This is a genomic window from Streptacidiphilus sp. PAMC 29251, assembly GCF_054208735.2.
In genome coordinates, this window is sequence record NZ_CM135725.2 from 7,413,115 (window position 1) to 7,426,806 (window position 13,692).

A 13,692-nucleotide genomic window follows, 5' to 3' on the forward strand; every position below is an offset into this window, starting at 1 on the left:
CCCGATGACCACAGGTGCCGCGCAGACCGGTGTCAACGCCAAGCCCTTCATGCACGGCCCCGAGACGGATGCGGTGGCCGCGGTGCTGGCCGAGGGCCAGTACGGACACAGCCGCGAGACCGAGGCGTTCGAGCACGAGCTGGCCCAGTTCCTGGGCGTGCCGGAAGTGGTGGCCGTGGCCTCGGGCACTGACGCGCTCCACATCGCTCTGCTCGCCGCTGGCATCGGGCGGGGCGACGAGGTGGTCGTGCCCTCGATGACGTTCTGCGCCAGCGTGCAGGCGATCATGATGTGCGGCGCGATTCCGCGCTTCGCCGAGGTCGACCCCGACACGCTTTGCATGACCGAACGCACCGTCATGGACGCGATCACCCCCACCACCCGCGCCATCATGCCCGTGCTGTACGGCGGGCGGGCAGTTGACCTGAGCGCCGTCCACGGCACCCTCGCGGCCTCGGGCATCGCCATCGTGGAGGACGCTGCCCAAGCATTCGGCTCCGTGTGCGGCGCCCTGCGGGTCGGGGCGAGCCCGCAGGTGGCGACGTGCTTCTCCTTCGGCCCGATCAAGCAGTTGACCTGCGGACAGGGCGGAGCGATCGTGCCGCGCACCGCTCAGGAGGCCGACATCGCGCGGAGCCTTCGGCTGCTGGGCATCGTCCAACCGCAGAGCGAACGCGTGCGGACCACCACCTACACGGTGCAGAGCGTCGGCCTGCGTGCACCACTGTCGGGCATCAACGCCGCGATCGGCCGGGTCCAGCTGCGGCACTTCGCCACACTGGAGACCCGGCGCAAGTCTCTGTGGCGGGCTTACCAGGCCGCGCTGCTCAACCTGGACGAGGCGGCCCTGGTGGACGTCGGCATCGACAGCGCGGTCCCGTTCAACTGCGTGGTCCGCGTCCCCAGGCGCGACGCAGTCTTCCAGCTGATGCACGCCGAGGGTGTCGCCGTGGGCGTGCACTACCCGCCCAACCACCTCCAGCCCGCCTTCTCCACCTGGCACCGTGACCTGCCCACCACTGAGCAGGTGGCCAGGGAGATTCTGAGCTTGCCCTTCCACCCGGCCATGAGCAGCACAGACGTGGTCCACGTCGTCAGCGTGCTCGGCCAGGCGCTCCGCGTCACCCGCAGCGACGACTGCACCACCGCGCCGTACTACGGGCGGCCCTCCGCGACGACGGACAGCAGTACGTCGACCAGCAGCTCAGTCGCCTCGGGGCGCCCGTGAGCACGTGCCTGCCGCGCCACCTCGGCGCGCCGTGCGGGGTCGGCCAGCAGGTGCGCGACCGCCTCACGCAGTGTCTCTGGGGTCACCTCGCCGAGCAACGCGACAGCGGCCCCGGCCTGCTGCAGGTGGGCGGCATTGTGGGCCTGCTCGTTGCCGGCCGAGGTCGCCAGCGGAACGAGCACCGAGGCCTTACCCAGGGCGGTGATCTCCGCGATGGTGCCCGCGCCGCTGCGCGAGACCACCACGTCGGCCAGGGCGAGCACATCGGGAAGCTCCGGCCCGACGAACCCGGTCAGAAAGTAGCGGTCCGCCAGTTCCTCAGAGAGCGCGGCGGCCTGAGCCGCCAGCCCCTCGACGGCAGTCGGCCCGCACTGGTGCACCACGTTGGCCCGCTCCAGCAGCCACGGCAGGACAGTGCCCACCGCCTGGTTGATCTGCCGGGCCCCCTGCGCACCACCGGTGACGTAGACGGTCGGCAGCCTGCGGTCGAACCTGTACAAGCCCAGCGCCGCGACGGCCTTGTCCGCGCTCCCCGTGAGCACCTCCGGGCGCACCGGGTTGCCAGTCACCACCGCCGTGCGCCTGGCAGAGGCGGGCAGCAGCGGCAACGACGCCTCCGAAGAGACAGCCACCCGCGCCGCCGCACGGGCCAGTGCCTTGTTCGCCAACCCCAGCCGGACCGTCTGCTCATGGATCACCAACGGCACCCGACACACCCTCGCCGCCAGACCGATGGGGACGGCCACATAGCCACCAGTCCCCAACACCACGTCGGGACGAAAGTCCGAGACGATCGCACGCGCCTGCGCGGCACCCAGCGGCACCCGGCCCATGTCCTTCGCATTCGCCACCGACAGCATCTTCAGGGGGTTGCTCGAACGTCGGATCTTGCCCGTGGCCACTGGAGCGAAGGCGATGCCCTCACCTGCGGCGACACGCTCCTCCAGGCTTCCGGCGGTGCCGACCCACAGCACCTCCAGCGTGCGGCCGTGCGTGGCCAGTCGCGCGGCCAGCGCTCGCACCGCGGTCAGCGCGGGGTATGTGTGTCCGCCGGTTCCGCCCCCGGACACGATCAGGCGAAACGCCCGCTCCGGGCCGAACGGCAGGGCACTGACGAGGTCACTGGCCATGGCGGGACTTCCTGTCTGGCAGTGCCGGGGCCGGGCCCTGGCTGACGAAGGATTGGGAGATTACGGGACGATAGCAGGCTTTTCGTCCTCTGCAAGACGCGAACCATTCATTCAGCGAGTGCAGTTGAGGAGAGGAGGCGGCGAACGTGAAGCGTGCAGCCGTACTCGGAAAAGGCAGCCTTGCCGCCCACGCCTGCGCGGCCATCGCAGCGCTGCCCGACACCGTCCTGGAGACCGTGGTCCCCATCGCCGACGAGCCCGACTGGGACATCCGCCTGTCCGACTACGTGGCCGGCCGATGGCCCGCGACACGGATCGTACGCTCGGGCGACTGGCGTGGCCTGGAGGGACGCTTCGACCTCGTCTTCAGCGTGCTCTACGACCGGATCATCGGTCCCGATCTGATCGACCGCGCCGATCGCATCATCAACTTCCACCCCGGTCGGCTGCCCCACTACCGAGGCGTGCGACCGGTCAACTGGGCTCTACGAAACCGCGAGCACCTGCATGGTGTCACCATCCACGTCATCGACACCGGCGTCGATACCGGACCGATTCTGGCTGAGGCCCTCTTTTCCATCTGGCCGGACTTCGACGAGGTTCGGGACGTCTGGCAGCGCTCCATGAAACATGGACGCCTCCTTATCTCCGATACCTTGCCCCGACTCGACCTCATCGTCCCCCGCGTCCAGGATGAGGCCCAGGCGGCGACTCATCGCAGTCGGGACAACCACCAACTCGGCGACCGCGGCGGCTGGACCCGACACGCGTCTGGACGATTGCAGTCGTGATCACAATGCGCGCGGAAGGCGCCGCGGAGCAGCCGTTGAAGAGCTGAAGATCCCGGGGGATAGCGCCGTCCTATCCGTCGTAGGTGATCCCGCCAAAAGTGAATGCTCCCGCCTGGGTGATCGGGATGGGGACCGGCGTGGTGATTCCGTCAGCGGCGTCGATCACGCCGAAGCCCAGGGTGGTGCGCAACGTCGCTTGGGAAGCTCATGATCGGCTAAGGTCTGGATCTTGTGCCACGTGATCACATAGCTGGTGAGAGCTACCCGGAGCGGCTGCGGATGGGGCTGCTGTCGCGCACCTTTACGCCCGAGTTGGTCGACTTCGTCGTCGATGAGGCCGGGGCGCGGGAGGAGCGGACCAAGTCCCTGCCCTCGTCGCTGATGGTCAACTTCGTTCTGACGATGTGGCTGTTCACCGGCTACGGCTACGGGCTGGTGCTGCGCGAGCTGGTGGAGAACTGGCCGCGCCGTGCGGGCGAGACCTGGCGGCCGGCGACCACGGGAGCCCTGACCGAGGCGCGGGCGCGGGTGGGGCCCGGTCCGCTGCGGCTGCTGTTCGACCGGGTCGCCGGCGCCAGGGGGACGCCCGCCACACCGGGGGCGTTCTGGCGCGGACTGCGCCTGGCCTCCATGGACGGAACCCTGGTCGACGTCCCCGACAGCGAGAAGAACACCGCCGCGTACACGCGCTCCTCGAACGCCGCCGGCCCGGGGCCGTATCCGCAGGTACGACTGCTGGCCCTGGTGGAGTGCGGCACCAAGGCGATGATCGGGGCCGTCTTCGACTCCTTCGCGGTCGGCGAGCGGACCCTGGCGCTGCGGCTGCTGCCCCTGCTGGGGCCAGAGATGCTGCTGCTGGCAGACCGGGGCTTCCCCGCCTACGGCCTGTGCACCGACACCGCGGCCACCGGGGCCCAACTCCTGTGGCGCGTCTCGCAGTCGTTCGCCCTGCCGCTGGTCCAGGTGCTGCCCGACGGCACCTACCTGAGCGAACTGCGCGGGCGACGCAAGGGCGAGCGGATGCCGGTGCGGGTCATCGAGTACACCGTGACCACGACCACCTGGGGCCCCGACGGGACCACGGAGGAGACCTCGGAGCTGTTTTGCCTGATCACAACCCTGCTCGACCCCGTCACCGCGCCCGCACAGGAGCTGGCCGAGCTCTACACGTCCCGCTGGACCAGCGAGACGATCTTCAAGCACATCAAGATCGAACAGCGCGGCGGGCGCACCGCCACCCTGCGCTCGAACAGCCCCGCCATGGTCGAGCAGGAACTGTGGGCGATGCTCTGCGTCTACCAGGCAGTCCACGAGCTGGCCCTCGACTCCGCCGAGCAGGCCCACGTTCCCGCCGCGGAGATCAGCTTCAAGAACACCCTCGCCGCCGTCCGACGCACCGTCGGGACGGCTTTTCCCCCCTCGCCAGCTGGCCGCCAAGGCCCGTGACGTCCGCGCCGACCTCATCCGCCAGGCCGTCACACCCCGACCCGGACGCGCCGCACCCCGTGCCGCCAAGCGCAGCGGCACCGGATACCGCACCCTGAAACCCGACGAGCCCGCCACCACCCGCGTCACACACACCGTCAAGCTGCAGCTCTTCCCCCAGGCACACCGACCCGGCAACCCGGCAACCGTCGTCACCCTCTCCACCCACAACAACCTTGACGAACAATCACGAACACTCGAACACTTCACCGCCGCGGCCTAGCCAAGCGACGTTGGGGTGGTGCGTGTGTCCCCGTGTGAGGAGTTCCGGGCTTTGCGTCGCAGTGTGCCTGTCTCGAACCCCCAGCACGTAGAAGTGCTTGACTCTCGTCCGTATGTCTGACCGATGACGGCGAGTCCGCTGGTCCCAGTGCAGATGACTGAGCAGCGTAGGGCCCGCGCGAGCGCAATGGCTTGGCCGCCGGGGTAGCGGCTCCGGCCGGGACCGTAGGCGGTGAAGCTGAACCAATTAGGCGCGATGGGGTAGATCCCGTGAATCACTTCCACCTCAAGCTCCGCCACTGTCGCGGTGCATGACGTGCTCCATGGCGACCCGCCTGAGCCGGTGGTCGGCAGGTGCTGGGCCTGGAGTACGACCGCTCCCGAGTGGACCGCTCGGAGACTCGCGAGTCTTGTGCTGAAGCTGGCACAACGACCAGCATCAGCACCGCACCATGTACTGGCCACGGCGACCACTCGATCGGGTCGCCAATCGCTGATGAAGCGAAGGATGTTAGCCACGGCATGCGGGTGGCAGCTGGGATCGTGCAGATCGGCAACTATTACGACCCGCTCGCCAACGGATGGGGTTTGGTAGCTGGACCGGGCACTCAGGGCCCTGCTGAGGGCTGACACCGGCGGAGCCTCGCTGCCGATCAAAGTGGCATCGCCGCCAGCAAGCCAGTGATCTCAATCGTGCCGGCTGTCCGGGCAGAGGGGCGCGAGGAACGGCGCAGACGCCCCGCATCGTTCGCCGTGCGCGCCTGCGGCTCCGAGATGATGGTCGGTTCTCGGATGGCGTCCAGATCGCGGTGTGTGATGTGAGCTCCCGGAGCACAGCCAGTTGAGGTCACGGGGGTTGGTTTGGCGGTCGTGATTCCCTGACTTGGGCTCCGCTTCAACCGGACCCGGCGGGGAGCCTTGCACGCTGTCCGCCAGCCAGTTCCGGAGGCAATCCCACTCGCCAGTTCGCCGGGCCGCAACTGATCCAGCTCTTGGTGTGAAGCCGTTTTTTGTAGCGTCCGATTGGAAGGGGATTCAGTGAAGTTTGCTCGTTCGTCCATGTCGGCACCATAACCGCAGATCCCCAGGTCAGGAAACCCCCGGATCTCGCTGCGGATAAACGATGAGAAGCAATGAGAAACAATGGAAGATGAACCGTAGAAAAATCTCACCATCCGAGCACAGTGACGCTCTGAGCAGCACGTACGCAGCATCAGTGAAGCCAGCCAGACACCTCTTGCAGATATTCTGAGCATGGCCCGCTACGCGGATATAAGCTGCTCCCATGACACGATCGGGAGCGGTAGAAAAGGCGGCGCGAATAGCGTCGTCTTCGCGTCGTATCCCGGTTGATTCGGTCGGGCGGTGGTCGCGTTGATGACTATCCACAAGCTCACGTCGGGCACCGGTTACACCTACCTGACGCGGCAGGTCGCGGGCGGCGACGTGCAGCGTCAGCGGGGCCAGTCGGCCGCCGACTACTACACCGCCAAGGGCAACCCTCCGGGCATCTGGGTCGGCTCCGGCGCCCCGCTGCTGGACCTGGCCGGGCAGACCGTGACCGAGGAGCAGATGAAGCACCTCTACGGCTTGGGACAGCACCCGGACGCGTCGCGGATCATCGCCGCGTACCTGGAGGCGAACGTCACCGCCCACATGGACAAGGAGCAGCGGGAGAAGGTCGTTGTCGCCGCGGTGAAGTCCGCGACCCTGGGCCGGGCCTTCCCCGAGTACAAGGCCCTGGCCTCGTTCGAGTCCCGCGTCGCCGAGCGGCTGGAGGTGCTGGAGAAGCAGGCCAGGCGCACGCCGACCACCGCGGAGGTGGGCAAGGTCAAGCGGGAGGAGTCCGCGCGCCAGCGCGCGGCGGTGGCCGGCTTCGATGTGGTGTTCGCGCCGGTGAAGTCCGCCGCCCTGGTGTGGGCGCTGGACGAGCGGGATGAGGTCCGCGGGGCCGTGCGCCAGGCGCACGAAGCCGCCCGGGGCGCCGCGATGGAGCTGCTGGAGGAGCACGCCGCGTTCACCCGCACCGGTTCCACCGGGCAGGCCCAGATCGAGACGAAGGGCTTGATCGCCGCACAGTTCGACCACTTCGACAGCCGCGCCGGTGATCCGAATCTGCACACCCACGTCGCCGTCTCCAGCAAGGTGATGGGCGTGGACGGGAAGTGGCGGGCGCTGGACGCCCGCGCCCTGTACGCGACCACCGTGGCCGCCTCCGAGTTCTACAACACCCGCTTCGAGACCGAGCTGACCGCCCGCCTCGGCATCACCTTCGAGGCCCGCGAGACCACCGGCAAGAAGCAGCCGGTGCGCGAGATCACCGGCGTCCCCACCGAGTACATCACCCACTTCTCCTCGCGCCGCACCGAGATCGAAGCGCGCTACGAGCAACTGCTGCGCACCTACCGCGCCGACCACGGCCGCGACCCGTCCAAGGGCGTCGCACACAAGCTGGCGCGGCAGGCCAACCTGGATACCCGCGAGGGCAAGAAGGCCGCCCGTTCCCTGGCCGAGATGCGCGCCGACTGGACCCGCAGCCTGACCGAGGCCCATGGCGCTGGCTCCGTTCACCAGCTCATGGCCGCCGTTCCCAATCCCGCTCAGCCCGCCGAGGCCGCCACCGCCGAGGAGCACGACTTCGCCGCCCTCGCGGACCAGGTGATCGCCACGGTGGGGGAGGAGCGGGCGGTGTGGACGGTGTGGAACGTGCGCGCCCAGGCCGAACGCCTGGTGCGCGAACTCGCCCCCGCCGACCGCCAGCAGCACGACGCCTGGACGGCAGCGGTCATCGCCGCAGCGCTGGCTCCGCAACGCAGCGTGGTCGTCACCGCACCCGCCCTGATAACCGAGCCCGCCGAGCTCCAGCGCTCCGACGGCAGCAGTGTCTTCGAGCAGCACGCCGGACTTCGCTACACCTCCCAGACCGTGCTGGACGCCGAACGGCGCGTCGTCACCGCAGCCCTGACCCCCACCGCTGTCGGTCTGTCCGGACCCTTCGTCTCGGCCGCCATCGACGGCTTCGAGAGCCGCGGCAAGAACCTGGACGAGGGACAGCGCGCCCTGGTCGCCGGCTTCGCCACCGACCCCCGCATGGTCGTCCTGGGCCTTGGCCCCGGCGGCTCCGGCAAGACCACGGCCATGCAGGCGTACGTCCACGTCACCGCCCAGGCCGGGCAGCGCGTCATCCCGCTGGCTACATCCGCGGCAGCCGCCGCCGTGCTGGCCAAGGACCTCGGCCGCCCGGCGGAGAACCTGCACAAGTTCCTGTGGGAGTACACCCACGGCCCCGCCGCCAACGCCCTGCAGAACGGCGGCGCCGTTCCCCGCAGCCGCGCCTCGTTCGCCCTTCGCCCCGGTGACGTGGTGCTGGTGGACGAGGCCGGCATGGCGGGCACCTTCAACGTCGATGCCCTGGTGAAGTACGCCGCCGCCCGCGGCGCGGTGGTGCGGCTGCTGGGCGACTACCGCCAGCTGTCCTCGGTGGAGGCGGGCGGCATCCTGCGCCAGATCCACCATGAGGCCGGCGCCTACGAACTCACCACCCTGCACCGCTTCAACAACAAGGACGAGGCCGCCGCCACCCTCAAGCTGCGCGTCGGCGACGGGGCCGGTCTCGACTTCTACGAGCGAGGCGAGCGCATCGTCGGCGGGTCGCGGCAGGCGATGGTCGATGCTGCCTACCAGGGCTGGCGCACCGACATGCTGGCCGGGAAGACCACCCTGATCAGCACCGCCACCAACAGCGACGTCACCGCCCTGTCCGCCCGCGCCCGCGAGGACCGCGTGGCCGCCGACCAGGTCGAGACCGACGGCGTGCTCCTGGCCGACGGCAACCGGGCCGGACGAGGCGACTGGATCGTCACCCGCGACAACAACCGCAAGATCACCACGAACCGGGGCCGCGACTTCGTGAAGAACGGCGACGCCTGGGAGGTCGTCAAGCGCCACCAGGACGGCTCGCTCAAGGTCCGCCACCTCGAACACCGCGGTCGGCTGACGCTGCCCGCCGACTACGTCGCAGCGAACGTCCAGCTGCTCTACGCCTCCACCGTGATGCGCTCCCAGGGCGGCACTGTGGACACCGCCCACCCGCTGGTCACCGAGGACATGACCCGCGAGCAGCTGTACGTCCAGCTCTCCCGCGCCCGCGAGAAGACCACCGTCTACACCGTCACCCACGAACTGCTGCCGTTCGACACCGACGAGCAGATGGACGCCACCCGCCACGACCCCGACACCTTCGCCGCCCGCGAAGTCCTCGAACGCGTCCTGGCCCGCGAAGGCGCCCAGCACTCGGCCACCGACACCATCAAGGAGGCCCAGGAGGAAGCCGGTTCGCTGTCCACCCTGGTCCCGCGCTACGACTACGCCACCGACACCCTCACCCGCCAGCACTACGCCCAGCTCACCACCACCGTCCTGGGCCCCGACCTCGGCCAGGCCATCACCGCGGACCCCGCCTTCAGTGCGGTCGCCCGCGCACTTCGCACAGCCCAGGGTGACGGCTGGCAGGCCGAGCAACTGCTCGCCGCAGCCGCCCGCCAGGGCGACCTGACCACCGCCGACTCACCCGCCCAACTCCTCGCCTGGCGCATCAACCACCACACCGACGAGCACCACCAGGCCCCCGCCCACCTCCACCAACCCACCGCAGCCGACACCGCCCGCTACGCCGCACTCCTGGGCCTGAACAGCACCACCTTCAACCCCCAGACCGCGGCGACCACGCCGTTCGCGCTGCGCACCGTCGCGGCCTCCGGCACCACGCCCGCCGGCCACCCCTACATCTCCGCCACCGACCTGGACCGGTACGCCGCTGCCGCCGCAGACCGGGCCGGAACCACCGCAGCGACCGTCACCGGGCACCGCGACTGGCCGCAGCTCGCCGCCGTCCTGGTCGCCGCCCACCAGGCTGGCCACGACACCGACCTGCTGCTCGACACCGCCCACGCCCGCACCACCCGCAGCGACAACCCGCTACACGACCTCACCACCCAGACCAGCGAACTCGCCGTCCAACGCGGCATCCCCGCCAGCGAGCACCGCGTCCCGGCCGCCCTGCGCCACCAGGCCGCCGCCCACCACGCCCTGGCCGACGACCCCGCCGAACAAGTCCGCTCCGAAGCCGCCTGGCCCGCCCTCACCGCAGCGCTCCGCCGCGCCGAAACCGCTGGCCACCGCCCCGACCAACTGCTGCACCAGGCCGTCGAAGCCCGCCCCATCGACGGCGCGGACAGCGTCAGCCTGCTCCTGGCCTGGCGCATCAACCGCTACCTCGCCACCGCCCCCACCCCCGGCACCGATCAGCGCACGACCGACCGCCAGGCCGAGCAGTGGCGCACCCTGGCCTGGACCCTCAAGGCCGCCGAGATCATCGGCAGCGACCTCACCGACGCCTTCACCACCACCAGCGGCACGGGCCAGCTGGACCAGGTGCTCCTGCACGCCCGTGCCCTCCAGGAGGCCAGCGCTGCTGTGCGCCGGGACCTGCCCGGCTGGGTGGCCGCGCCGCAGCACAACGCTGCCATGGACCCGGCCCACCGCACCTACCTGGACGACCGCGCCCAGCTGATCGCCGACCGGATGACCGCCCTGGCCGAGCGCGTCACCACCACCCGCCCCGACTGGAGCCAGAACCTGGGCGACGCCCCCGCCGACCCGACCGCCCACGCCACCTGGACCCAGCACCTGGCCACCATCGCCGCCTACCGCGACCAGTACCAGGTCACCGACAACAACCCCGCCCAACCCGCCGGCCCCTACATCGAACAAGGCCGCTCCGGACACACCGCCTACTGGGCAGCCGCCGCCTCCGCCCTCGCCGCAGGCAACCTCGCCCGCACCGGCACCGTACCCAGCAGCACGACGCCGACGCCCGACGACACCGCCCGCGGCCAGCTCGCGGCGGACGTCTTCCAGACCCTCACACCCGAGCAGCAGCAGACCGTCATCAACGACATCGCCAACCGCACCGGCGCCACCTGGCTCCAGCACACCCCGGTCACCGACAACGCCGCCCTGCGCCACGTCACCGTCGTGGACCCCCTGACCACCGTGATGACCGAACACGGCCACCTCACCCCCGAAAGCCGCACTCCGACCACTGCGGCACCAGCCACCGCCACTGCACCCGACGTCGTCCCCGCGAAGGAACCCACCCTCGCCGAGCGTCGACGAGCCGGCCGCGCCGCCGAACGTCAGGCCCACCGCGAGCAGGTCCAGCAACGGGGCAAGACGGCTCGGACGCCAGCCACGAACCGCGGAACCATCCACCCGCCGACGACGGACCAACGACACGACGCACGCCCCACACCCGCGCAGCAACCTGCTGTCCAGCAGCCTCCGCAGCAACGCCCTGACCAGCAAGGTCCGCGCATCCGATAGCTCGAAGTACCGTTGGTAGGCAGAAGGTCTGTGCTAGAACTTCGCCCACAGCCATCCCAAGGGATGACTGGACGTACTCCGGAGTTCCGGCGGATTCCGGACGGTGGCCACCGTCGCTGGGCGGCCAACCACAAGGGGCATGGTCGGTTCAGCCAGCGGCTTGAGCGGCCTCCTGGTACCGGCCGTGCCCCTGATGTCACTGATGCCCAGAGGTTCGCCAGCCAAGGGACTTATCCACGGCCCCCTGCACTCTGTCTGCGACCGGAACTCCACCTGTAACTATGGACAGTGCGGCTGCTACCAGGAGGCTGATCCTGATGCTGGAGCCGACTTGCCCCACATTGAACGCGTCTATCAGGGGCAACGTGAAGGCAAAGAAGGCCAAGACGGCGGCAGGCCACAGGCGCTGCCAGAGCCGGAACCACCGGCGCGGAACCACGACATCCGGGGCGTGCTCGGTGAGCGCTGCCCAGTCTCCGCGTGACCAGGCGACAAGGGCTCCGCAGAGTGACGCTTCCACCGTCTGGAGCTGAGCCGCTGTCGCTCCCGAAGCGGTCTGCACGGGTTTCTTGTGTATCCGGATCACGGCAGCCAGTTGGGCCCCATTCCGGCTGGCCATTTCCCGTGCCCCTGCATCCGCGAGGGGCGACCGCACTGCGAGAGGCGGGTAGTACTCAGCCGTCCACGCCAGAGCTTCGAAGCGGCTGATGATTTCGCGAGCGCTTGCGTTGGTCCATTCTCCGCTCCGTCGTGCCCGCCCGAGACGGGCGGCGACAGAATGGAGTTCCAATATCAGCGTGTCCAACGCCTGCCGGGGCCGAGCTCGACGCAGGTGCCTGTAGCGCAGCCACTCCGCAGCATTCGCCAGTACGGCCGCAGCGAAGGCTACGTCGAGCGCATAGGCGATAACCAGATCGCCTTCGGTGGTTGGCGAGTGAGTCTGAGATGCATGGTTGGCGACAAAAATCAGCCCCATGACTGCGATGGGGACAAGGAACGCGTAGGCGCGTCCGATGAAGTGGGCAAACAGCTGCGGCCATCGAATGATCTTCAGTGCCGCCAACCTGCCGAAGTTGCGCGAAATGAGCAGCCCGGCCACTGCTGAGCCGATGCCGAGTGTCGACCAGATCAGCACGCTGCTGGCGGAGCCAGGACGCGGCGAAGTGACCAACAGAGGGGTGGCAGCGAGAGCGAAGAGGAGCCCGGCTACGGACATCTCTCCGGTATAGATGAAGGCTCGTTGGTGCACCGCTGCGCGCGTCCCGGCGCTCAGCATCGCCCGTGTGACGACGGCCCTCTCTGGGTCAGAGAGCTCTTGAAGCTGCTGGCTATCCATTCTGATCTTGCGGTGAATCGTCGCTATGTCATGCCTGATCTTGATCCGCATTCTCATCGTGCCTCCTGGAACTCTGGTCTGCGCAGCGATGTTCCCAGGTAGACCGCCGACGGATGCGGGGTTGTCCAGGCAGCCCGCTCCTGGCCATCGACAGCAGCAGAGAGGCCGGGACTGTGGTGGTGTCGAAGGTCTCGGTCCAGCCTCCGGCGGGCATCTGCGCGGGCGTCAGGAATCCTTCCTTCTTCCGTCGGCCTTCCGGACGAAGCGCATTGATCACGGCCTGTTCGACCTCGCGGGCCTCCCTGCCGGTGGCGAATGGCAGCTCACCGACGACCTTCCAGCTGTCGTTCTCGAAGCGAACCAAGCGGTCTTCCTGGGTGTGCTGGCCGGTGATGCCGATCTTCGACGCCCCGTAGAGCGTCTGGTCGAGGACGTACAGCCAGGCGGGGGCCTTCGGGTCGAGGCCGTAATTCGCACAGAACTCGCAGCATTCGCCCCGGGTGCGGACGTTGTTTAGAGTGGGGTTGACGAGCTGGCCGCATTCGCTGTGAAGGGAGGCCCAGGGCGAGGCGACATCCTTGAACGGCTCTACGGGCCTGAACGCGGCCGACGCCATGTCGGCCAATGCCTGCGCCGCACGCAGCTCGACTCCGGTCCCAGCCACGGTTTGGGCGACGCCGCCGCATCGCTTGCAGAACTGGCAGCCGTCATGACGGAGCCTGATGTTTCCGTACCGGGGTGCCACCAGGTGGCCAGCCGCGATGCACTCGGAAAGCCAGGCGTTGTTGGCGCCGGGGAAGTCGACGAGCGTCCGGAACCCGTGGTCACGCATCAGGACCACTGCCTTAACCGGATCGATGGGGGCGTTCGGTGCGCAGTGCTTGCAGGCCCCCTGGCCGCTAATGATGTTGTTCCGGTTCGGGTAGATGATCTCCTTGCACACGTTGCACTCGCATTCCCACGGCGCGCGGTCATTGCCGGGGTAGGAAACTCGGGGTGTGCAGTTGCCGTAGCGGATCATGTCGACTCGGGCCCGGTCGGGGGATATCGACGTTATGGGGAGCCACCCTTCAGGGGGATTAGGTCTCCGACATGCTCCCAACCACCACTGACAGG

Annotated in this window: 7 protein-coding genes; 4 read left to right on the plus strand and 3 right to left on the minus strand. The window is 68.9% G+C overall.

Features of this window, described 5'->3' with window-relative positions:
- Positions 1-4 precede the first annotated feature (4 nt).
- Entirely contained in the window at positions 5-1,228 is a 1,224-nt protein-coding gene (locus ACXKR8_RS35180) for a DegT/DnrJ/EryC1/StrS family aminotransferase (RefSeq protein WP_458268600.1), read from the plus strand.
- Here the strand turns inward: ACXKR8_RS35180 and ACXKR8_RS35185 are convergent.
- Positions 1,156-2,358, minus strand: coding sequence for a UDP-N-acetylglucosamine--N-acetylmuramyl-(pentapeptide) pyrophosphoryl-undecaprenol N-acetylglucosamine transferase (locus ACXKR8_RS35185; protein WP_458268601.1), 1,203 nt, complete (start codon positions 2,356-2,358; stop codon positions 1,156-1,158). The two genes, ACXKR8_RS35180 and ACXKR8_RS35185, sit on opposite strands and share 73 nt — an antisense overlap.
- Positions 2,359-2,504: 146 nt before the next feature.
- Here ACXKR8_RS35185 and ACXKR8_RS35190 point away from each other — a divergent pair, with 146 nt between their 5' ends.
- The 3 genes from ACXKR8_RS35190 (at position 2,505) to mobF (ending at position 11,240) form a co-directional block, all read left to right on the plus strand.
- Positions 2,505-3,149 (plus strand): formyl transferase, encoded by a 645-nt coding sequence (locus ACXKR8_RS35190; RefSeq protein ID WP_458268602.1) that lies wholly within the window; start codon positions 2,505-2,507, stop codon positions 3,147-3,149.
- 231 nt (positions 3,150-3,380) lie between these two features.
- Positions 3,381-4,595 (plus strand): IS4 family transposase, encoded by a 1,215-nt coding sequence (locus ACXKR8_RS35195; RefSeq protein WP_458267222.1) that lies wholly within the window; start codon positions 3,381-3,383, stop codon positions 4,593-4,595.
- A 1,638-nt stretch (positions 4,596-6,233) separates the two neighbouring features.
- Positions 6,234-11,240, plus strand: coding sequence for a MobF family relaxase (gene mobF, locus ACXKR8_RS35200; protein WP_458268603.1), 5,007 nt, complete (start codon positions 6,234-6,236; stop codon positions 11,238-11,240).
- Positions 11,241-11,436: 196 nt separating this feature from the next.
- Here mobF and ACXKR8_RS35205 read toward each other — a convergent pair whose 3' ends face one another.
- Positions 11,437-12,627: a hypothetical protein gene (locus ACXKR8_RS35205; protein WP_458268604.1), complete on the minus strand. Its 1,191-nt coding sequence runs from the start codon at positions 12,625-12,627 to the stop codon at positions 11,437-11,439.
- On the minus strand, positions 12,605-13,597 hold the full coding sequence (locus ACXKR8_RS35210; RefSeq protein ID WP_458268605.1) for a hypothetical protein: 993 nt from the start codon (positions 13,595-13,597) through the stop codon (positions 12,605-12,607). The genes ACXKR8_RS35205 and ACXKR8_RS35210 overlap by 23 nt, the downstream gene beginning before the upstream one ends.
- Positions 13,598-13,692: the final 95 nt, after the last annotated feature.

What these genes read in the sequence shown, in the direction of transcription:
- ACXKR8_RS35210 (WP_458268605.1), bottom strand. Translation starts at nt 13,597, where the DNA reads ATGATCCGCTACGGCAACTGCACACCCCGAGTTTCCTACCCCGGCAAT.
- ACXKR8_RS35180 (WP_458268600.1), top strand. Translation starts at nt 5, where the DNA reads ATGACCACAGGTGCCGCGCAGACCGGTGTCAACGCCAAGCCCTTCATG.
- mobF (WP_458268603.1), top strand. Translation starts at nt 6,234, where the DNA reads ATGACTATCCACAAGCTCACGTCGGGCACCGGTTACACCTACCTGACG.
- ACXKR8_RS35185 (WP_458268601.1), bottom strand. Translation starts at nt 2,358, where the DNA reads ATGGCCAGTGACCTCGTCAGTGCCCTGCCGTTCGGCCCGGAGCGGGCG.
- ACXKR8_RS35205 (WP_458268604.1), bottom strand. Translation starts at nt 12,627, where the DNA reads ATGCGGATCAAGATCAGGCATGACATAGCGACGATTCACCGCAAGATC.